This window comes from Mycoplasmopsis adleri (assembly GCF_045276205.1).
Classification (GTDB): Bacteria; Bacillota_I; Bacilli_A; order Mycoplasmatales; family Metamycoplasmataceae; genus Mycoplasmopsis; species Mycoplasmopsis adleri.
Window position 1 is genome coordinate 916,702 of record NZ_CP174162.1, and the last position, 22,524, is coordinate 939,225.

Below are 22,524 nucleotides of genomic sequence, written 5' to 3' on the forward strand. Positions count from 1 at the left end.
TAATTCATTTCTACATAGAATTATTCAGTAAATTCTATATTGTGAAATACTTCTTGTACGTCATCGTCATCTTCAAGTTTTGCGATAAATTCTTGAATTTTTTGTGACTTTTCAGCATCGAAGGTTACATATGAATTTGGAATATATGTAATTTCACATTGCATAAATTCTGTAATGTTTAAATCTTTTTCGATAGCTGTTTTACATTGGTTGAAGTTTTCAACACTTGTTGTAATGATGTATGAATCATCAGTAACTTCAATATCTTCAGCTCCATTTTCAATAGCTGTTAAAGTTAAAGTGTCTTCATCAATTAATGATTTAGAGATTTCTAAAACACCTTTGTGATCAAATTGGAATGGTACAGTACCAGTTTTACCTAATTTAGCATTTTGCCTATTAAATAAAGCTTGAATACTACTTGTTGTTCTGTTGATGTTATCACTTAAAGTTGTAACTAAGAAAGTAGCACCTCCGCTAATTGTAGCGTTGTATAAGGTTTCAACGAATTTAGCTCCTTCTTTAGCTCCACCTTTGGCTTTTTCTAAAGCTCTTTCAATGTTAGCTTTAGGCATACTTTTAGCTTTAGCTTTAGCAATAGCTAATCTTAATGCTGGGTTTGAATCTGGATCTGGTCCACCTAATTCAGTAGCCGCAACATAAATTTCTTTAAACATTTTTTGAAAAATCTTTCCTCTAGCAGCATCATTAGCACCTTTCTTGTGCTTAATTCCGGCTCAGTGTGAGTGTCCTGACATGTCTGTTCCTCTTTCTATCTTTTTTTATATTAATGAATGTAATTAAAATAATAAATATTTTAATATTATAATACTGATTTAATTTGATTTGAAATATTTTTCAATGCTAAGTGGTTTGGGTGGGCTTAAACGTTTATGTTTACTAATTGAATGCATTCTTTTAATTTTAGCTAATTTATCTTTATCGATTTCGCTTGTGTTATTAATTAAATAATTATCTAAATCATCGTATGAAAAACCTAGCTCTTTTTCATCACTTTGACCATCTCATAAACCTGCTGATGGTGTTTTATTGATTATACTTTGTGGGATGTTTAAATGCTTAGCAAGTGCTCTAACTTCTGATTTTAATAATTGAGAAATTGGTAATAAATCAACTCCTCCATCACCATATTTTGTAAAGTAGCCAATAAAATATTCATCTTCATTATCGGTACCTAAAACTAAATAATTGTTTTGTTGCGCATAAGCATATAATGTGGTCATTCTTAATCTTGGTTTGATATTACTTAAAGACATTAAATTAGTAATTTCATCATCGCAAGCTTTTTGAATTTCTAAAAAAGTATTTTTTAAATTAACTTCTTTAAATTCTAAATCTAGTGCACCACTTAATAAATTAATGTCATTAGCATCATGGCTCATATTATCAATAGGCATTACAATTCCTAAAGTATTATTAGGAAAAGCTTTCTTACTTAAAGCGCATACTAAAGCACTATCAATACCACCGCTTATACCTACAACGCAGCCTTTACATTTAGCAGCAAGTGTTTTTTCTTTAATTCAATTAACTAAATAATTTGCATATTCTTCAACTTTATTTTCATCAAAAGGACTATTTAAATCATTTTGATATCTTAAGCCTTTTCTTTCTTTGTTTTTCATTAACACCTCAAATCACTTCTTTTATATTTTTAATATAAAAGGCAATAAAATTTTACTATATTTAACTTGCTTTATATGAAAACTAATATTAAGTTGTTAGAAAATGTTGCATCAAGCGAACATATTACAAGCTAAAATAATAAAAAATATAGCGCTTTTAATTTTCTAAAAGCACTATAAAACAGTTAAATAATGAAATTTTTGTTTTTTATAAATCGCAATTATTCAGAACTAGAATTGTTTTGTTCAGCATATTTATTTTCGAGGATATTATTTTTTAATTCATCTTCATCACGACTAATTTGAATAATTTCACGTTGTTTTAAAGCTTTAAAAAGATTTGAATTTGGATTTGATTGATTAAACACATTTGCTCTAATTTTCATGTATTTAGGTTCAACTGAATTTAATTTTTCTCAAGCTGATTCACTTAGTTCAACTAGCGATTCTAATGCTTCTTCATCAGTATCTAAATCAGGCATAACAAGGAATTCTTTGAAGTTTGAATTTTTAAAAGTTTCAAGTTCTCTTTCAACTTGTTTTCAATCATCAATATGATTAAAATGATCAAATAATTCAGCACCATATTTAACTCTTAATTCATATTTATCAGTGTCAACTATTGTGGTATTAGCATGATAATATTCTTCATTTTTTCTAATAGTATCTTCGATAAATCAAAGAAAAGTTTCGATTTTATAATCACGAAATATGTTCGCTAAAACCATGCTCGATTCTTTCACTTTATCAAAAATTTGGATAGTGTCATTAGCTGAATAAACATCTCTTTTTTTAGTTAAAACAGCATAAATCTTTTTTGTGTCTTCATTCTTAAACGCAAATGAAAAATTAGCTCTTTTAGAATCGATTATTGTTTCATCGTTTTCGGTACGACTTGTTGAATAAATTAATTTATCTTTATCAATAAATTCATAATTATAACTAGCAAAAAGCGCCATAGATGTATTAGTTATAAATTTATAATATTTGTTTTCTTGAGTTCTTAAAAATGATTGATAAAGTTTAGTTTTAAAATCAAAGGGATTGAGTAATGATTCATATCTATAAGGCGCATCGATTAGTTTTAAGATAAGTTTTTTAGCATTATTATTTAATAATGCATCTTTTAATTGTTGTTGAAAAAGTGAAAAGTCCATTATTCTCCTTGTTGTGTTGTGTCGTTAATTAATTCTTTTAATTCTTTAGCTTCTTTAATATCTTCTGAATTATCACTTGGTTTAATATCGATTGTTTTCTTGCTAAAAGTTACAAAACGAGTAAATCAAAATCTCTTTTTGGTTGGAATTAAATGATTTAAAAAGTTATTCATAGCACTTGGCACAGTATATAGTGGCGAATGAGTTGTTCCGATTTTCATAGCTGGTCTATTTAATTCTTCAGCATATTTTAAAAAGGCTTCTGTACCTATTACTCCGTCTTTATCACCTATTACAAAAACTAATTTTTCAGCAGCTTCATGATATTTCTTGTCTAGATTTTTCATAAATTCAGGATTAAGAACATAATTTGCTAATAAGTTATATCATCTGCCTTTGCGACTAAACGAATCAAGTAATCTTCTGCCTTTTTTAGTGAATTTAGCTCCAAACATAATTAATTGACCTAAAAATGAAGGTTTTTGAGTTTCAAAATCACCGATTACACTTTTTAATGTTTTATAACCTTTTGTATATTGCATTGATGGATTAATAGTTGAAAGCATAACAATTTTCTTAACTCTTTTATCGCTTGCTAGTTCTACTGCTACTCCACCAGCCATTGAGTGAGCAACTATTACAATCTTTTTACTTTTAATATTTTTTAAAACGATTTTGGCAACTTCGATTCAATCTTCAAGTTTAATTTCTTCCGGTTTAAGTTCTTTTCAATAAATGCTTCCAGGGAAATTTAATGCAACAACATTAAAATTATGTGGCATTTCTTTGATTAAATTAATAAAGTCACTACTTGAATTTAAGCCATGTAAAAATAAAAAGGTTGTGTCCTTTTTGTTATCTTGTAAATAAATTGGAATGATGTCATCTTTATATTTTAAATAGTTAAATTTCATATATTAATTTTACAACATATAAAAGTAATTGTTCTAAGCCTTTTTTCTTAAAATTGCAACAACTTCAATGTGATGAGTTTGGCTGAACATATCACAAGGTCTTAGGTAAACTAGCTCATAACCTTCCTTAATTAAAAGGTCACAGTCTCTACAAAGTGTATGATAGTTACAACTAATATAGCCAACTTCATTTGGACTGATTTCAACTATTTTTTTAAGGAAGTTTGGATGTAATCCTTCACGTGGCGGATCAACAATAATTTTGGTTAATTTTTGATCGATTTTATCAATGGTTTTTAAGACATCGCTAGCATAAAATGTTACATTATTAACGTTGTTTAATTTAGCATTTTCTATAGCATCTCTAGTTGCTTCCTTAACAATTTCTAAACCATAAACTCACTTCACTCTGTTTGCTATCATGATTGAAATTGTGCCTATTCCTGAATAAGCATCAAGTACAATATCATCTTTAGAAAGCTTCATGTTATCAAATAATAAATTGTATAAATTATTTGATTGATATGGATTAATTTGGAAAAAGCTATTGTAGTTTACTTTAAAAGTAAAATTGCCGATTTTGTCTATTAAACAAGTGTTTTGGGAAATATATTGATTAATAATTTTATCTTTATAAACAATTAAAATGCTTAATAATTTTGGGAAAGCATTATGAACATCTTCAATAAATTTCTTAGGTAATTGGAATGGTTTTTGAGCATTAAAAACTAAAAGCATTTCATCGTTTAGCGAAGAACATTTAACTAAAATTTGGTTAAATGAATTGCCTTCTTTAATGATTTCTGGATAATTATTTATATTATTTTGAATTCAAATTAAAAGGTCATTAATTGGATTTAAAGCTAAATCATATGACTTTTGAGGAATTAAATTATGTGTCTTTTTTTCATATAAACCGAGTTCAATTTTATTGTTTAATAGCTCGGTAAAAACAGCAAGTTTATTACGATAATTTCAGATTTTACTTGAAGGTAAAATGGGCAAAATATTTGAATAATGAATGTTCCGATTAAATAAATATTTGACATTGTTTCCTTTAAAAGCTAGCTGATCTTCATACTTTAAATTTGCTAATGCAGTTGAACCACTTTTCATTAATTCTTCATTATCTATATCAACTCTAATTGGTGACTTATTGTAAAGTTTAATTACCTTAGCATCAGCATATTTTGAGTTAACATTTTTAACTAAAATATCAGCAGTTTCGCCAGGTAATAAGTTTTCTACAAAGACTGGAAAATTATTAATTTTAACGGTTCCTAAACCTTGATATGAATGTTCAATAGCTTGTACTTTTTCATAAACTTGTAAATTCACTTTTTTCATAGTTTTATTTTACATTAAATTAAAAAAATATATCTTTTAAAGATATAAAAGATATACTAAAAGTCTATTCAATCATTAACACAATATTCATCTTTCTTTTGTTTAATTTCATAAACTAAAGATTCTGCTGAATATTTTTGTTTAGGAGTTTTAGCTTCCGCTAAATAACTTTCTTCAAGTTCTTTTCAATTAAGTGGGGAAGCTATAATAGTTAATTTATTATTTTCATTTCTGGTTTTGAAAATTGATGAAAGCACTTCATATCTAAATCAGTCGTTAGCTTTTTCTAAACCCAAGTCATCAACAATTAAAAGCGAAACATTTTGTAAGTCAGAAATAATTTCGTTGTATGACTCACGATTATCATTTAATTTCTTAGTTAAAAAGGTAAATAACTCACGACTTTTTACATAAACAGTAGAAATACCTCTAGTTGCAAAAGTATTTGCAATAGCGCTACAGATATAAGTTTTACCTGAAGCTCTTTTGCCATAAAGGTACATACTCTTTAAAAATTCAACTGATTTGTTTTGTTCTAAAGCGTCTCTTAAGATTTTAATCTTAGCTACAATATTTTTTCTTTCGTTAGTGGTTTGCTTAATCTTGCTTACTTTATCATCAATGTTTGGATTACTAATTTGCGTATAAAGCAAGTTAATTGCTCTAGTTATGTTTTTAGAATAATTATTTTTAGCAGCTAACCTTTTAAAAACAAGCACACCATTAACACGTGATATATTATAAATTCATGGATACACTTGAGGAAAGTCTAAAGAATCCTTCATATTAAGAAATTCAACTAAATTATCGACTATTTCATCGTTTGTGATTGCGTAAGTTGCAATCATTTTCTTTGAAATTTTGTGGTTAGTAATCAATTTTAAAGCTTTATCAATCACTTGTTCTTGAGTTTTGCCTAATAATTGAATGTTTAAATCAACTTGTGGAACTTTCATCTTAACCTCTTTATTATTTTACATAATCATTTAAATTTTTAATGTGTTGAATATAAGTAGATTTATATAAATCTTTCTTAGAAACATAACTCTTGTTTTTGAATTTAGCTAATTGATCTAATTGACGTTCAATAACATCGAATGAAAATTCATCCTTTTTAATGTAATCACATATGATTTTCTTTACATAATTGTAGTTAATTCTATTATTAACTTCATATGCATAGTAAAAGATTAAGTTAATACATGCATCAGGCATACCAGCTAATCTAGCATCTTTAATTAAATCAACAATTGAATTACTTGGAATTTTTTTAGTTAATTGTGAATAAAATAATCTTGAATCAGATGAAATAATACCTTCATACGGGTTGAAAGCATCATATTCACCAAATTTAATACCATCTTCAATAGCTAGATAAACTTCTTGTGTATCTTGTTGATTATTATTATGATGTTCTAAATTTAATGAATAATTTTCAAACACTTGATTCATTTCAAATACTTCTTCAAAGGTCGCTGAAACATCTTGCTTGTAATTTTCGTTAGCAAAATAAATTTTCTTATCTTTTCCAACTAAATTTTGGAAGTTTTGTTCACCTAATATATTAGTAAGCATATTAGCTAATAAAACATTATTTTTAAGTTTTGTTTTATCTAATGGTTTTTCAATAATAAATAAGGTACGACTATTTTCAGTATCGATTAAAGTCGAAATTAAAGATACTGATTCAAGCTTAATTCTTGCATCATTTAATTCCTTTTTTGTCATTTTTAATAAATAAACTAAAGAATCATAATCATTAAAAGTAGACGGGTTTGAGGGTTCAAAAGCTAAGTCTCTTAAATATTCATATAAAAGAATAGAATTACTACCTAAAATTGGGGCGTAAAACTTACGCAAGTTTTTAAGATCTTCCCCGTTAATAACGTTAGGAACTTGAACTTGGAAATATGGAAATTGCAAACTTGCTATCATGGTCTACGCCTCCTTGTAAATGAGTAATTTTTTTAATTGTATATCTCTATTTTAATCATTTAAAGAAAGCAAAGATAAAAAAAGATCAATTATTTCATCATTTTCGCAGTTATACTCATAGATATTCACAATGGTTTTCCTACCAAAAAGTTGCTTTTTCATATAAAAAGGGTCGTTTTCTGCACTTATTTTATTTTTTAGAAAGTTATCCACACCCCTACTTTTTCATTTTTTTTGCTCTTTTTCTGTGGAATTCTCTATGCAAATAATGCCGCTGAACAGATTTGAAAAGTCACAATATTTACTAATTATTTTAGGTATTTCAACAAAATCAAAATGATGATTTTTCAAATATTCATAAAGAATTGGATATGTGTATTTTTCTAATAAGCCTAGGTGACTTTTGTTTTGGTTAATTCAACTTTTTATTTTTTCTTTATTTATACCAAAATCATCGTTTAAAAAATCTCCAATTTTTTCGTTAATTGCGTTATAAAAAAGACCATTTTTTAAATAGTTTTTTTCATAAAATTCATCACAATTAAATGTGGAAAAGTGTCGATTGTGCAAATTTTTGCATAAAGTTGTCTTTCCTGAGGCTATTCTTCCAATAATTGCTATCATATCTTCCTTCAATCTAAATTATAGTAAATTCATCATTAAAATTAAACATAGCTTGTTTAACTTTTAAAATTTAGATATCTTATTATATATAAGGTTAACTATTTTATTATTCTTATTTATTCTTTGTATTTAGTCATGCATCGATTGCTAAATTAGCTGACTTGCGATAAGCTTTTTGAAGACCTCCAAAACCTAGTTCGATACCGCCGAAGTATCTAACTACAAAAACTACAATGTTTTTTAAGTTGCGAATTTTAATTAAATTTTGAATAGGTCTTCCTGCTGATCCGCTAGGTTCTTTATTATCATCAAAACCAGAAGCTTCATAATTATCATCTTTTAATAAATAAGCTGAACAAATATGATTAGCTTTAGGATGCTCTTTTTTAAGTATTGTAAATAACTCTTTAATTTGTTCTTTGTTATCAATTTCAAATAGATAACTATAAAACTTTGATTTTTTGACTTCGTATAATTGAGGTTCTAACATACTTTATATTATAAATATAAATAAGGAAAATAAAAAGCCTTCTAAACGAAGGCATAAATAATGCTGGTTAAAAGAACTGCGAATGAAATACTATCGAAACGGTCAAGCAAACCACCATGACCAGCTAAAATTTTTGAATAATCTTTAACATCATTTAAACGTTTTAAATGCGAGTAATACAAATCACCGGCAGTAGCAGCAAAAGGAATTAATAAGAATAATAAAACTTGAGCCCAAATTTTTCCTTCTATCATATTTAATCCGAAGATCATACCGCCGCAGAAAATTCAGCCAGCTAAAATTCCAAAGATAAATCCTTCTCATGTTTTTTTAGGCGAAACATTAGGAGCAAATGGTTTATTAATTCATTTTTTACCAAATAGTTTGCCACCGAAGAAGGCTCCAATATCTGTTACAGATGGGGCAGCAATTAAGAAAATTGCTAAATATCAACAATAATATAATGAAATTTGAATAAATTTAATTGAAACAATTAAAGCGTAAAGTGAGAACCACATTAAGCAAAGTCTAATAACTCTATCACCTCAAGACATATTAACTAATGTGTTAAGTTCAATCAAGAAAAATGATAAAGAAACGACAGAAATAATAATTAAGGTTTCTCATGAAAATAATGCCCGTTTTAAAAAGATAAGATATTTTGAAGGAACAATATTTAAATCGGGTGAAGAGAGAGCGACGAGATTATCAATAGGCATAAAAATTGAAATAATGCTTATTGTGGTTAAAACCGTTGCATAATATCATTTCAATTTAAATGAAGTGAATAATTCATAAAGTAAAACTGAAAGCATAACGAAGGCATAAACATAACCATAAATTCTAGCTTGATAATGCTCGTTAGCAAAAATAGCTATCGGTACAATAAACACCGGCATAACAATAATTAAAATAAACGCTGGTAAAATTCTCTCTTTAAATAATTTCATAATCTATATTATTATAAATAAATATTGAAATATTAATAATTAAAAATATATTGGATTTTTTGACTTATTACATTGTTTTATAGTTAAAAAAGAAAAAAAGTTCAAGCGCCTTGAACTCATTTAGTAGCAGATTTTTATATTATCTAAATATTTTCTTTTAACTTTTAATAACACTGGATAAAGAGCAGACATTAATAATGCTCCAAAAATTGGTTCAGCAACAACATTAATAACATGTGTTGCTAATCAAATATGAATAGGTGGAACACCTTTGCCAACAATTGAACCCGCAATGCTTTCACGTATATATTGAGCTGTTAAAACTAAATATTGATTAAGCATAACTGCAAAAATACTTAAAAGCATTAATTTTCATAACTTTGGTTTTTTAAAAGCATTAAAAATATAGAATAACAGAAGGACGATTAAAGCCATCTCAACTCTTGGCAATACTGCAAGATCGAATAATTGATATTTTGGAATTCCATAAATAAAAGCGGCAATTCAGGATGATAATCCAAAAGCTAAACCGGTTACAATATTACCTAAAATTCCTAAATGGAATGTAGCCATTACAACAATTGCAGCTAAATATGTAATTTGTGTATTACCAATTGGAATATAGCCAACATAAATTGCAACAGTTGAAAGTCCAAATCATGCAACATAAACACTTAAAACGGCAATCGTTTGTACTAGGTTGCCTTTTTGCTTGAAGCTCCTAAATCTTAACGCTTGCAAAAATTTTTTAATTAATTTATTTCTTCTTGAAGCATTAATTCCTTCAGTCTGATTTTTCATATATAAAATAATAACAAAAAAGCACTTAAATTAAGAATGAAAAAGAAAAGAAGCTAACGCTTTATGAATTAGCCTCTTCTACATTAATTTTATTTTTCTCGTTTTCGTTATTTATTTTAAAAGTATATTTTTTAGCTTGTTCTTTGTTTCCAAAAACAATTTTGAATTTTAAAACAAGTGTTGTTTTATCAATAAATTTATAATCAAACTTAACTTCTTTATCATAATCGTTAATATTTGTTAATACATCTTTTACGATTGCTGAAACAATGCAATCATCAAAATATGCTTTTCCTTCATCGTTAATTCTAATAAATTGGTAATAATCTTTTGTGTTTAAAAATGGGAATGTACTGAAGCTTGACTTAGATGTATTATTACCATTATTAACTTTTTCGGCTTTCGCACTATTTATTTTCTTAGCAGAAACTAAAGCAACTGGTGCAATAATTGAAGCTGCAACTACTGTTCCCAAAATTGGAAATAAAATAAGTTTAGTTTTCTTAGTCATTTATTTTATAATCCTCAAACATTTTACTTGGATGATATGAATCATTTTTAATAAATCATTCAATTTGTTCTTTTGTAAATAAGTATTCATATTCATCATCATTTTCAGGAATTTCTTCTTTTAAATTCAACTTATAAATTCCTGAATATGGATCAAGTAGTTGATTTTCAATATTTTGTGTGTTATTAACAAGAATATTTGTAAAGTTATTTATATTATTTTTACCTTCACCATCAAAGAAGAATTTAAACTGTGTTGCATATAATCCTTTATAGTTATATGGAACGATTAATCCCTTTTGATTAGCCTCAGGTGTATTTTCTAATTGCCCTGTTTTATAGTTATATTCTACATAATTGTTGTAGAAAATTTCTTTTTCTTCTTCACCACTTTCGTAAACACTTTTTATTAGGTTGGTATGTAATCTGGTATCAATATTCGGTGTTACTTTATTTGAAAATGATGTTACTCCATAATTAGAAAGCGATTGATTTTTTAAAAAGTTGTGATCAGTTTTTACTAATTTATAATAAGTTTCAGATATTTCTTTTGGAGGAACTTCTAAATAATGCAATGCTTGATTATAATCCTTTATTGAGAATTGATTATAGTCAAAACTTTTTGCTTTAATTGAAATTAGTTTCGAAACTTTATTTACTTGACTGATTGGTGTAAAGTTTAAATTAAAATCAAAATTCCCTTGGAATGTATCATATATATTTCCTCATTCATCAAATTCATAACGATAATATTCTGGCACTGAAATAATTACTTTATTATCTTTCGCGTTTACTATGTAACTATTACGAGATAAATGTTCTTTTTTAATTTGTCAAAAATCTGGATCACTAAATGATGATTTATTAGCAAAACTAATTGTTAAGTTTTGAAAATCATTAAATTTTAAACCTAATTGTTGAGATGTTAATGTACATGAGAGAACATATGATTTAGTGAAAAATCTACGTTCTCCCTTTGCATCAACTTGGTCGCTAAAATCAAGCACATCTGAATAACCAAAGAATCCATTGTAACTTTGTGTAGCAAATTTGTTGTAATATAATCCTCCAACTAAACTTCTAGAAATAATTGCTGGATCAACAATTTTGTTATTAATTGTTCAAGTCATTCCTTTATATACTTCTTTATAAATAAACTCGGGAATAAATATTGTTGCTCTGATAACAAAGTTATCATCATTGAAAAATCTTCTTATATCTATGAATCCTCTTTTTAAAAAGAGACTAAAAATCCTACCTAAGTTTACATACGATTCAGGATCAAGATTTGATACTTTCTTAACTCCTGTCTCACTTCTCGAACTAAATTTATGTTCATCTAATACAACTTGATTAACAACTTGATTAGATTGATTGGGTTGATTATACATTAAGGTAATAATACAAAAACTCCTCTATAACTTTTTTTCTAGCTCGATAGTATGTGGATTTAGACATATTAAGATCATCATAATTTTCTTTCTTATTTCTACCTAAAAAACATTTTTTAAAAAGGTCGGCAGATTCTGGAGACATGATAGCAAGAATGCTATCAATTTTAGTTTTTGTTAATAAATTTTGCTTAGCATAATGATTTAAACCAAGCAAAGCATATCTATTAACTTCATTCTCCCTAGCTTTTTTATTAGCAATTTCTAATTTACATAATGATTTAATGGCTTCCATTTGCTCTTTAGCACTCAAAGCATCATTAAAATAATTTCGATATGTATAATTCATTTTCTCCTTTCACACTTTTATGACTTTAAGGGTATATGAGCCATAAAAAGTGGAAAAAAATAGGAAAAAACGCTGTTTTTTCTCTATAGTTATTGCAAAAGCATATGTTTTGTGTTAAAAATTCTGAAATTTTCTTATATAAAATATAATTTTTGTAACATTTTTGATTTTACGCAAAATTAGGACTTTTAAAATTGGAATTTATAATTGTAAAAATTTTTAATTATTTATTTTGTTATTATCAAAAATGGTTTAATATATATATCAGTGGTTATAGCAAAGGGGATCACCTGAATCCATTCCGAACTCAGTAGTTAAGCCCTTTAGTGCCGAAGGTACCAGAGATGGGAGAATAGGGAGCCGCATTTTTTTATTCTTTTTTTGAATGCATGATAATACAATTGAATAATGAATTAACTTGTTCTCGGAAGTTTAAATCGAGAACTATTTTTTATTCTCTGGAATTTAGGATTATGTTTTTGCTAGAAAGCGAGATTATTTAAAAATTTCAAAATAAAAATGCAATGATGTTTTACGAGATATATCAAAGCAATTTTAATTACTTATGGTTTTATTTTAAATAATTAGATTATTAACTATTTATTAGATTGTTATTGAATTTCTGAGAATAAAAATCTTTAAATTAAAATCACTAAACGGATGTTAATGCAAAATAATATTTAGTCATCTCTTTTAATTCTCTTTTGATAATTTAGCTATAAAACAGTGTTATATGGAAAATTACTGAGCTTTTTTAGAATGATTATTTGTGTCGTATTCGGCATAAAATATGCTTCATTTTTGAACTAAAAAGAATAAAAAAATATTTCTTTTATTGAATCTTACAAGTATAAATAATGAGCAATGAACATCATTTTTATAGGGGAAGCAGAATCAAAAATAAGTAATATAATTTAGATATAAATAATTATATCTAAATATTCGAGAGGAATTGATTATGAAAAACAAGAAAAAACTTTTATTAACTCTTAATACTTTGTCATTTTTAGCTATACCTTTTATTTCGGCAGGTTGCAAAACTTCGAAGGATAATTCAAATCCATTAGATGGTAAAAACTCTAGCACTGAAAATCCAAACAATAACAAAACTCCTGGAAAAGATGTTGAAAATAAGAAACCAGATCCTATAACACCTGTTGATCCCGTTACTCCTGTTGATCCTCCTGCAGATCCTTCAAATCCAACGACCGACCCAGAAAATCCAGATCCTAAACCTGAAGATAAATTCGACAAAGAAAAATGAATAAATAAACTTCAAGATTTAGAGAATTCGATTAGTGATTTAGCTAAAGAATACGAAAAAGATGCTGTTAATATCATTCTAAAAGATATTAACAATCTTAAAAATGCAATAAATAAATCACATCCTTCTGAAAAAATACTTGAACAAAAATGCAATGAATTACAAATTCAAATAAATAATTTAAACATTAAGAGCAAGGAAAAAGCTGACAAAATTAATGCAGATAAAATTAAAGTTGAAACTCGTTTGAAAGAAGTTGATGCATTACTTGCAACTTTAAATTCAAAGAAATCTGAATATGAAAAATATGAAAATGTTAAATCAGATTATGAATCAGCATTAAAAGAATTTTCAAAAGTTAGAAAAATTGTTGAAGATACTCCAAGCTTAAATGATGATGGGTTTAAGTATTACATTAATCAACTTAAAAATATAATTAAAGAATTAGACGGTAAATTACAAACTGAAGAAGCTAAAAGTAAAAATGATAAAGATAAAATTTATCAAAGTTTAATTGATAGATTAAATGCATTAGAGGAAAGATTAAAAGCAATAAGACCATTGGATTCAGATAATAGTCAATTCAGTTCGCTTTTACGCAACTACATCGATGTTTCTAAGGATCCTTCTTACAAAAATATCGAAAAAAATATTGCTGATCTTTTAAGCCAACTTCAAAACCAAAGTATCGAACCTAAAGATTTTGAAAATTCCTTCAAAGATATTTCGAATAATATTAAAAAATTAGAAGACAAAATTCATGATGTTTCAACAAAGTATAGTATGGTAGACTCATTTAATGAATTAATTAAAAATCTTGTTTCTCCGGCTAGAATCAAATTAATAGAATCTGATGCTGACTATATTAAATTCCTTGAAGAAAAAAATAAAATATCATCAATGATTACTGATGATAATGTTTCAATTAATACTCTTGAAGCCAAAATTAATGCTTTAAATAAAACATATATTGAAATTAATAAAAAATATGATAAAGATGAAGCCATAAGAGAACTTAAAGCAAAACGTGAAGAATTAATTCAAAAATTAGAATCTGTTATTACTATCAATAAGATAGAAGAAAAAGAAGAATCTTTTAAAGATAAATATAGTGATAAGTATCCATCAATTTATAGAAGATTAAATAGCTTTTGCTTTAACCTAAAATCATTATTTAATAGACTTAAAGATAAAATTAATACTGATACTTTTATTCTAAATAATGAAAATATTCAACCAGAATTAGATCATTTATCATCATTATGAAATGAATTGCAACAAGATGAACGCCAAGTCGATGAAGACATTAAAAACCAAGGTAATTTTAACCCTTCAACACCAGTTGAAAATAATGATATTAAAAATAAATTGGAACGATTGAACAGTCTTGTTATTTCAAGCGATTGAGCTGAAATTTCAATTTATTATCAATATTGTGTAGATCATCGCGGGAATAAGGCTTATAAAGATAATTATAATGATTTAGTTAAAACTATTAATCAAACGAAACAAAAAGTTATCGAAAATACAATTGATGATAACAACTTTAAAAATACATTTAAGGAGAGCGAAGCAAATATTCAAACATTAAAACAAGAAATTCAAAATAATTATTCAACTATTGGCGGATGATTCTATACGTCCAATGGTGGTAAGAACATAGAAAAATTCAACAGAATTCATCAAGTGGATCCTTCTTTAGTTGTAGATTTGATTTTTAGATATTGAAACTATTTTGATACTCTTTTAGCAAAAATCAATGAAAAAATAAATAAATTAGATGAAGAAGTTAACATAAAGCCCGACTCAAGATTTTATGCCTTTCAACAAAATAAAGCATATTCATCGTTGGCAAGAATCTTAAGTTTCGAAAAACTGCTTAGAATAGCTTATTTCAATCACGATTCTTATGGTACTATTTTAAAGGATCTGAAGACTTTCATTAAAGTTGTGGACAATCATCAAGGAGTCAACAATTTTGAAAATTATAAAAAGAACATTAATAATAATTATAACGATCTTAAAACTGTGATTGACAATGCATATAAACAAGCTACTACAGAGTATGAAAATTTATTAAAGTCCAATGATCCAAAAATTCAACTTTATAATCAAAAAAACAATTTTCTTAAAACTTTAAGTCTTGAATTAAATGAAAATATAATTTGATATTTTATTGGCGGTCAATATGAAAAATTAGCTGAGTCTAAATTGTTCAAACAAGATTTGTTCAATATAAGCTTAGAGGAATTTGAAAATATTGTAACGGAATTTTCTTTACTTGTACAAAATTGTTCAGAGCAATTAATACAATCTCAAATTAAGTTCGACTTAGATCACATTACAAAAAATGCTACACCTGAAAATTATACAGACTACAATATTTACGTACATTTTATAACTAAAATCTTACCTGATAGGCAACCAAAATATTCGTGATTAAATTTATTGGCTTTTTATAAGAATTTTTGCCCAGAAAGATATACTCTTCTCAAAAATACATTATTACTTTATTATGTAAATTATTTCTCGGACAATTTTGAAACAATTTATAATAATCTCCACAAAGTAGACTATCTTTTTAATTGTTATACCTATTCTACTACGGGTAGCCCATATGCAATTACACCGGACAATTTCGTTAATAATCATTTTACTATCTACGAAGACATTAAGAATTTTGTTGAAAATGCAGACACTATAAATATTGCTAAAAATGATTTAAAACTCAAAAATCTTTTAGATACTTTAAAAACCAAAAATAATAATATTAAAGAACAAATAGTTGAAAAATTCAATGATATTACTAACAACGGAATCAATAATAATAATAATTGTTTGGATGAAATTCGAGAGTTCGCAAACTTAATTTCTCGAAAAACTTATGAATTAGAACAATTACGAAAAGAATGCAATGAACGCATTGAATCAATTAAGAAAATTTCAAATATAACAAATGATGATATTGCTTTAAAAATAGACGGTTATATTAATGAATTAAACAAAATTTACGATAACATATTTGATTTCGATTTTCTTGAATATGAACAACTATGTTCAAAAATTAAAAACAAATGATCATCTTGAACATATGAAGAAAAAATAACTTATTATAGAAAACTTGAACAAACTACAGAATACTTAAGAAACAAATCTCATAAAACTAATATTGATAATAGTTTTAATCCTAATAAAGCAATCACTGGCTTTAGTCAATTGATTAATTATAAGGATATTGAACTAGATTACTTTATCAACTATAATAAATACTTTGAAGATATCACAAAATTAAATTCAGCCTTTTATTCAAAATTGCAATATGAATCTACAACAAAGAGTTTTGGTGATATGTACAACAAACTAATAATTGCTGGAGTTAACTCAAATCTTATAAATAAGATTAATGGTTTGAATTGATTTGATGTAAATAAAGTAAATTCAGCGAGTGAAAACTTACTTACATACAATGAAGCTAAAGAATTACAAGCAAGCATTAATACCTTGCTAGATTGAATTCAAAATAATCCAAAGAATTACTATGATTGAGTAAAAGAAACAGATAATATAGCTAATGACTTTGTTCTTATTAATAAAAATCAAAAAGATAACGAACAATATAAAGCAATTCCTGATTTTATTAAAGAAGCATATATTAATTTAGTTAACATTCATAGATTACAATCTGTTAATGATAAATCTAAATACGGCTCATTAGAATCACATATTAACCAATGAAACAGTGAAATTAGTAAATTGTTAGAACTTTTAAAAGATACTAATCATTATAAAGTTCAACGCATAAAAGCATCTATTGAAACATACAGAAAGATTATGCAATTAAAAGCTGATAATGCAAATACGCCATTATATAATTCAAAAGTTTCATTATTAAAAGCTCAAACAACTGCAGTACTTTATAACACATTAATTGATAGTAATTTAATTGATGACTTCCTAAGCTCATGAACTGAAGGAGCAAATAAATTCTTAAGTTCACTTGAAGAATTTAAGACACTTGAAGCTAAAGAAGTAAAAAATGCTGCATCCGTTAAACCACTTAAAGATGCTTGCGACAAATTCTTTGAACAATTTGATATCAACTTATTCCAATTAATAAATAATAGTAAGCTTCTTGATGAACCAGCATTGAATGAAAATAGTTTATTTAAAAATAATGAATTTGAAAAATTCTATTATGGATTAGTTCCTTCAAATCACCAAAGATTACTTTTAGCTAAAATAGCTGATAAAATCCAAATTATAATTATGAAAATTGATCGTGGTGAAATAACAGATGAAACAACATTATCAACCTACTTAAAGGATACATTCAAAGATGTCGTTGGACTTCAATCAACAGCTAGAGTTTTAATTACAAAGAAACTATGTTACTTTAACACTTTAGATGTTCAATATAAAGATATACTTCCTGGTTATCAAAAAGTTAAAGATAAAATCACAAGTGTTCTTGCTATATTAAATAACCGAGTATCAAAATTAGATGAAACAACATGCAAAACAATTAATGAACTTACACGCTTTATTGAATATTCATATAATTACTTGATTAGTAATATAGATAAATTCTTTAATAGTCTTAATGATTTAATTAAAGCTGAGAAAGATAAAAATATAAAAACACAATTAGAAAAAATTCAAAAGACATATTTACCTATATGAAACAAAGATTCAAATAACTTAAAACAACTAGAAGATAAATTATTTAAAGAAGAAAACTTAAAGGTATTTATTGACAAGTTAAATCAATTTAAAGATGTAACACAATATTTTGCATTAGTAATCTAAATTTACGAGTACATCGAATGATGTACTTTTTTTATTGCATCAAGTCCGCATTAATAGAGTTTCACAAAATTAAGGAATAATATATCGTGATGATCTTAATGAAGAAAATACTAATAAGTAGTTAACTAATTAAATAATAATTTATTGAGACTAATTTTAATTATTTGAAGTATCTATTAAATCCTTTAGTTTATGCATCTAAAAAATAAATTTGCACCTAAAATAAATGTATTGAATTTATGCCTAAAATTTTCCAAAAGTTCTTTTTTATAATGGTTTCCGGTTGCTCATTTTTTATAAAAAATGTTACCGTTATTTTATTAAATAAGAGTTATAATAAGTCTGTTACTTTTTTGTAACCATTCTAAACAGGTAACTAAGAATTATTTAGAATAAATAATCACCTTAAAGATGAGCCACAAATTCAGGAGGTAATGCTATGTTAGCAATTATCGAAACTGGAGGCAAACAAATTTTAGTTAAAGAAGGCGAAACAATTTTTATTGAAAAAGTTGAAGGAGCTGAAAACTCAAAAATCGTTTTTGATAAAGTTCTTTTAGTTGGTAAAAAAATTGGTAAACCTTATGTAAAAAGTGCAAAAGTTACTGGTATTATCCAAAAACAAGGTAAAGCAAAGAAAATCGTTGTTTACCGTCACAACGCTAAGTCTACACACAAACGTAAACTTGGACACCGTCAACCTTACACACGTGTTTTAATTGAAAAGATCGAAGGATAATTAAGATATGGCACACACCAAAGCCGGTGGCTCATCACGTAATGGACGTGATAGCCGTGGACAAAGACTTGGTATTAAATTAGGTGACGGTCAATTCTGTACAGCTGGATCAATCATCTTCCGTCAAAGAGGAACAAAGATTTTCCCAGGTACAAACGTTGGACGTGGTAATGACGATACTTTATATGCACTTATTACAGGATATGTAAAATTTGAACACATAAGAAATAGAACATATGCCTCAGTATACCCAGAAAGAAGAGTTCAAAGCAACGCTGTTGACGAAATTCTTATTGTAACAAAGAAAACAACTAAGAAAGATGTTGAAGCTGCTTTTGGTAAAAAGCCTGTTGCTAAAAAAACTACTTCTAAATCAACAAAATCAACAAAAACAACGAAATAATTTATTATATAGTTGTATAAACTAGTTAGCACAATATGTGCTAATTTTTTATTATAATTTTATTATTCTTATAATTAGAGTTCAATTTATACAAAAAGAGTTTATATGTCAATTTTAATTAAAAATGCAACTGTTTTAACAATGGATAAAAAAGATGAAATCTTAGAAAATGCTTGTGTTTATATCGAAGATAAATACATTAAGTATGTAGGTAAAGAAAATAAAACATTAAAAGCAGATAAAATAATTGATGCTAAAGGTAATTTAGTCATGCCGGGTTTAATTAATGCTCATACGCATGTTTCTATGGTTTTATTAAGAAACTATGCTGATGATATGAACCTTGAAGATTGATTATTTAAACATATATTTCCTCTTGAAGATAAATTAGAACCTAAAGATATTTATGATGGGGCAATGCTTGGTATAGCCGAAATGATAGCTTCAGGTACGACCTCATTTATTGATATGTACTTTTATGAAGAAGAAGTTGCTAAAGCAGCAATACAATCTAACGTTCGCGCTATGCTAGGTTGTGGCTTGCAAAGCAATAAAATTGATGAACGTATAAATAATATAAAAAGCCTACAAAACAGATATAACGGTAAAAATGATGGATGTATTAAAACAGTTGTTTCGCCACATTCAGTTTATACAAATACAACCAGTTCTTTATTAACTTTTAAAGAATATATTAAAGAAAATAATAACGCTTTTAATATTCACTTAAATGAATCTGAAACCGAAGTTAATAATTGTTTAAAAGAACATAAACTAACTCCAATTGAATATTTAAATTCTTTAGGTTATTTTGAACATCATGGAATTATTGCTCATGCTGATGTTTTGACTGATAAAGAAATTGAACTTCTTAAAAACAAAGATTTAACATTAGTGCATAATCCTTGTTCTAATTTAAAACTAGCATCAGGTATGATGTCTGTCCAAAAATTATTAGATAATAATATCAATGTAGCATTAGGAACAGACGGGGCTGCTTCGAATAATAATTTAGATATGTTTGAAGAAATGAAATTTGCTTCATTACTAGCAAAAATCGTAACTAAAAATCCTGAAGCATTAAATGCTTATGATACTTTAAAGTTAGCTACTGTAAATGGAGCTAAAGCTTTAGGCTTGGAAAATGAATTAGGTAAAATCAAAGAAAACTATTTAGCTGATTTAATCCTAATTGATTTAAATACTTTACATAATACACCAAGAACTAATTTAATTAGTGCTTTGGTTTATTCAATTAAATCTAGTGATGTTTATACATCTATTATTAATGGTAAGATAGTTTATGAAAACAGAAAATTTGTTTTTGTAGATCCAAAGCAAATCATCCTTGAAGCACAAAAGTCATTCAATAAAATTGCAAAATAAAAAAACTTGATTGCTCAAGTTTCGGTAATTAAAATTATATGGTCCCCAAGACAAGACTTGAACTTGCACGGATTTCTCCAGTGGATTTTGAGTCCACAGCGTCTACCATTCCACCACTTGGGGTTATATAAGCATTAATATTTTATATTAATTTTAGTATTTTAGCAAAACAAAAATAACATCTTCCGGGGAAGATGCTTTTTATTAAAACTTTTTGTTTTTACGATTTGAATTCATTTGATTTTTATAATCTCTATCTGCTGCCTCATCTTCTTTATATATTTCATACATATCGATTTTGGCATATCTTTTTAAAAAGACAAATTTAACAAGCATAGCAAAATTAATAATTAATCCAGTTTGTCCGAAAACTATCATAACAATTGCTTGAATATATGCAGCACTTCATTTAGGATTGTCTAACAACATTTTAATAGTTTCGCACATATATCATGGATATAATGCTAAGGTTGAAACTACTACTGCAGAACATAAAATGCTGATGTTTTTATAATAAAGCCCTTTTTCATTTTTCTTAAAGTATTGTTCTTTTGAACGTAGTGTGTATCAATAATAAATTTTAATAATGATGCACACTAATGCAAAAGCACCAATAAATGAAAAGCTAATATATTGTCTTGTTGTTAAATTCATTATGTTTATATAATATCTTATTTAATTTGAAATAATAAAATATTTTTGGATTCTTAAGGCAAAATTAAGTATAAAAAATATAAGTTTTTACACTTATATTCTCATTCAAAAATTTTCTAAAAGTTCTATAAAACAATATTATTCATTCTTTTGAGCTATATTGTTTTCATCTTGTTTTGCTTCTTCTTTTTTAGCTTGTTTCATTTGTTGTAAGTCGTAATTTGAAATCATATTTTGCATTTTGTTATTCTTGAATTGAATTGCTCCGTTAATAAATGGAACACCACATTTATCTGTAAAGCCTTGTACTAATGCGTAGAAGAATGGAGCTAAAAAGTCACCAACCATCATAGCAGCAGTAGCTGAATATAAATCAGCATATCTTTGTGGAACACCATGAAGGTGGCTTAAATCAGCTTGTATAGAAGCTGATGAACCTTCTTTAATTCCAAAGAATAAATCAGGAACTTGTTGAGCTAAACCACGAGCTGGATTAATAGCTGCTGAACCTTGTAAAATACCCATTCAAACTGATAATGAGATAATGAATAAAATCATTAAATCTCTATATTTAGCTTCGAATCTTGGTGAGAAAATTGGGAATAAAAGAATTGCTGTCATAACCATTTCACCAAAGAAGATTCATAATGATCCACCAATTATTGCTTGCTTACCAGCGTTATTAAATTCTAAGAAGTCTTTGTTGGCTGAAGCAGCAGCACTAATTGCTAAGTTTGAAGCTCGTCATTCAGCGCCATTATTTGTAGCATAACCAATGCCATAAATAATTAAACCAGCTAAAATACCACCAATCATTTGCATAATGATTTTTAAAATGGCATATAGGCTAGTATTTGTACCATTAATTCATCAATAGATGGTAACTGATGGATTTAAGTCACAGCTTCATCTAGCAAAAATAAATAAACAAGAACCAACAATAATAAAACCAGCAAAAAATCCAACTATAACATTGCTTAATAAAAACTTGCTTTCGAGAGCTTTACCGTTAATTAAAATTGATAAACCAGCTAAGCCTAGTGAAATTCAAATAGTACCAATTAATTCACTAAACATATGAGCTGTTCATGTCTTAGCATTTTTTGGTTGCTCCGCATGTTCTCTTTTTGCTTTTGTAAATTTAAAATAATTAAACAT

The 22,524-nt window shown here is 26.6% G+C and carries 19 protein-coding genes, 1 tRNA gene, 1 rRNA gene and 1 pseudogene; 5 read left to right on the top strand and 17 right to left on the bottom strand.

Features of this window, described 5'->3' with window-relative positions; genetic code table 4:
- Positions 1-20 precede the first annotated feature (20 nt).
- The 14 genes from ACJA22_RS03855 to ACJA22_RS03920 all read right to left on the bottom strand — a co-directional run bounded on the left by ACJA22_RS03855 (position 21) and on the right by ACJA22_RS03920 (position 12,114).
- On the bottom strand, positions 21-758 hold the full coding sequence (locus ACJA22_RS03855) for a YebC/PmpR family DNA-binding transcriptional regulator (protein WP_406616942.1): 738 nt from the start codon (positions 756-758) through the stop codon (positions 21-23).
- 78 nt (positions 759-836) lie between these two features.
- Positions 837-1,646: an NAD(+) synthase gene (gene nadE, locus ACJA22_RS03860; protein ID WP_406616943.1), complete on the bottom strand. Its 810-nt coding sequence runs from the start codon at positions 1,644-1,646 to the stop codon at positions 837-839.
- Positions 1,647-1,867: 221 nt separating this feature from the next.
- Positions 1,868-2,803 (bottom strand): HpyAIV family type II restriction enzyme, encoded by a 936-nt coding sequence (locus ACJA22_RS03865; protein ID WP_406616944.1) that lies wholly within the window; start codon positions 2,801-2,803, stop codon positions 1,868-1,870.
- Entirely contained in the window at positions 2,803-3,717 is a 915-nt protein-coding gene (locus ACJA22_RS03870; protein WP_406616945.1) for an alpha/beta fold hydrolase, read from the bottom strand. Before ACJA22_RS03870 ends, ACJA22_RS03865 begins: the two co-directional genes overlap by 1 nt.
- 33 nt (positions 3,718-3,750) lie before the next feature.
- Positions 3,751-5,064, bottom strand: coding sequence for a 23S rRNA (uracil(1939)-C(5))-methyltransferase RlmD (gene rlmD / locus ACJA22_RS03875; protein WP_406616946.1), 1,314 nt, complete (start codon positions 5,062-5,064; stop codon positions 3,751-3,753).
- Between the two features lie 56 nt (positions 5,065-5,120).
- On the bottom strand, positions 5,121-6,020 hold the full coding sequence (locus ACJA22_RS03880; protein ID WP_406616947.1) for an ATP-binding protein: 900 nt from the start codon (positions 6,018-6,020) through the stop codon (positions 5,121-5,123).
- A 13-nt stretch (positions 6,021-6,033) separates the two neighbouring features.
- Positions 6,034-6,999 (bottom strand): DNA replication protein DnaD, encoded by a 966-nt coding sequence (locus tag ACJA22_RS03885; RefSeq protein ID WP_406616948.1) that lies wholly within the window; start codon positions 6,997-6,999, stop codon positions 6,034-6,036.
- A 51-nt stretch (positions 7,000-7,050) separates the two neighbouring features.
- Positions 7,051-7,623, bottom strand: coding sequence for a dephospho-CoA kinase (locus tag ACJA22_RS03890; protein WP_406616949.1), 573 nt, complete (start codon positions 7,621-7,623; stop codon positions 7,051-7,053).
- Positions 7,624-7,735: 112 nt separating this feature from the next.
- Positions 7,736-8,113 carry an IMPACT family protein gene (locus ACJA22_RS03895; RefSeq protein ID WP_406616950.1) on the bottom strand — a complete coding sequence of 126 codons (378 nt, stop codon included), beginning with the start codon at positions 8,111-8,113 and terminating at the stop codon, positions 7,736-7,738.
- Between the two features lie 41 nt (positions 8,114-8,154).
- Positions 8,155-9,063 (bottom strand): phosphatidate cytidylyltransferase, encoded by a 909-nt coding sequence (locus ACJA22_RS03900; protein WP_406616951.1) that lies wholly within the window; start codon positions 9,061-9,063, stop codon positions 8,155-8,157.
- 120 nt (positions 9,064-9,183) lie between these two features.
- On the bottom strand, positions 9,184-9,864 hold the full coding sequence (locus ACJA22_RS03905; protein WP_406616952.1) for a hypothetical protein: 681 nt from the start codon (positions 9,862-9,864) through the stop codon (positions 9,184-9,186).
- Positions 9,865-9,925: 61 nt separating this feature from the next.
- On the bottom strand, positions 9,926-10,375 hold the full coding sequence (locus ACJA22_RS03910) for an MHO_1590 family protein (RefSeq protein WP_406616953.1): 450 nt from the start codon (positions 10,373-10,375) through the stop codon (positions 9,926-9,928).
- The gene (locus ACJA22_RS03915) at positions 10,368-11,765 is read right to left on the bottom strand and encodes an MHO_1580 family protein (protein ID WP_406616954.1); all 1,398 of its coding nucleotides are present in this window, start codon (positions 11,763-11,765) and stop codon (positions 10,368-10,370) included. The genes ACJA22_RS03910 and ACJA22_RS03915 overlap by 8 nt, the downstream gene beginning before the upstream one ends.
- A complete protein-coding gene (locus tag ACJA22_RS03920) occupies positions 11,758-12,114 on the bottom strand; it encodes an MG284/MPN403 family protein (protein WP_406616955.1) in 357 nt (118 codons plus the stop codon). Before ACJA22_RS03920 ends, ACJA22_RS03915 begins: the two co-directional genes overlap by 8 nt.
- A gap of 263 nt (positions 12,115-12,377) precedes the next feature.
- On the opposite strand from ACJA22_RS03920, the gene rrf reads away from it, so the two are divergent.
- The 5 genes and pseudogenes from rrf (at position 12,378) to ACJA22_RS03945 (ending at position 20,712) form a co-directional block, all read left to right on the top strand.
- A 5S ribosomal RNA gene (rrf, locus tag ACJA22_RS03925) occupies positions 12,378-12,483 on the top strand.
- Positions 12,484-13,072: 589 nt separating this feature from the next.
- Positions 13,073-18,184 (top strand): hypothetical protein, encoded by a 5,112-nt coding sequence (locus tag ACJA22_RS03930; protein ID WP_406616956.1) that lies wholly within the window; start codon positions 13,073-13,075, stop codon positions 18,182-18,184.
- A 439-nt stretch (positions 18,185-18,623) separates the two neighbouring features.
- The gene (gene rplU, locus ACJA22_RS03935) at positions 18,624-18,923 is read left to right on the top strand and encodes a 50S ribosomal protein L21 (protein WP_406616957.1); all 300 of its coding nucleotides are present in this window, start codon (positions 18,624-18,626) and stop codon (positions 18,921-18,923) included.
- A 7-nt stretch (positions 18,924-18,930) separates the two neighbouring features.
- Positions 18,931-19,206, top strand: a pseudogene (rpmA, locus tag ACJA22_RS03940) (50S ribosomal protein L27); the annotation flags it as partial.
- A 225-nt stretch (positions 19,207-19,431) separates the two neighbouring features.
- Positions 19,432-20,712, top strand: a complete 1,281-nt coding sequence (locus tag ACJA22_RS03945) for an amidohydrolase (RefSeq protein ID WP_406616958.1) — start codon at positions 19,432-19,434, stop codon at positions 20,710-20,712.
- Positions 20,713-20,751: 39 nt separating this feature from the next.
- Here the strand turns inward: ACJA22_RS03945 and ACJA22_RS03950 are convergent.
- The 3 genes from ACJA22_RS03950 to ACJA22_RS03960 all read right to left on the bottom strand — a co-directional run bounded on the left by ACJA22_RS03950 (position 20,752) and on the right by ACJA22_RS03960 (position 22,524).
- Positions 20,752-20,835: transfer RNA gene (locus ACJA22_RS03950), tRNA-Leu, on the bottom strand.
- An 81-nt stretch (positions 20,836-20,916) separates the two neighbouring features.
- Positions 20,917-21,366, bottom strand: a complete 450-nt coding sequence (locus tag ACJA22_RS03955) for a hypothetical protein (protein WP_406616959.1) — start codon at positions 21,364-21,366, stop codon at positions 20,917-20,919.
- Between the two features lie 138 nt (positions 21,367-21,504).
- Entirely contained in the window at positions 21,505-22,524 is a 1,020-nt protein-coding gene (locus ACJA22_RS03960; RefSeq protein ID WP_406616960.1) for an aquaporin, read from the bottom strand.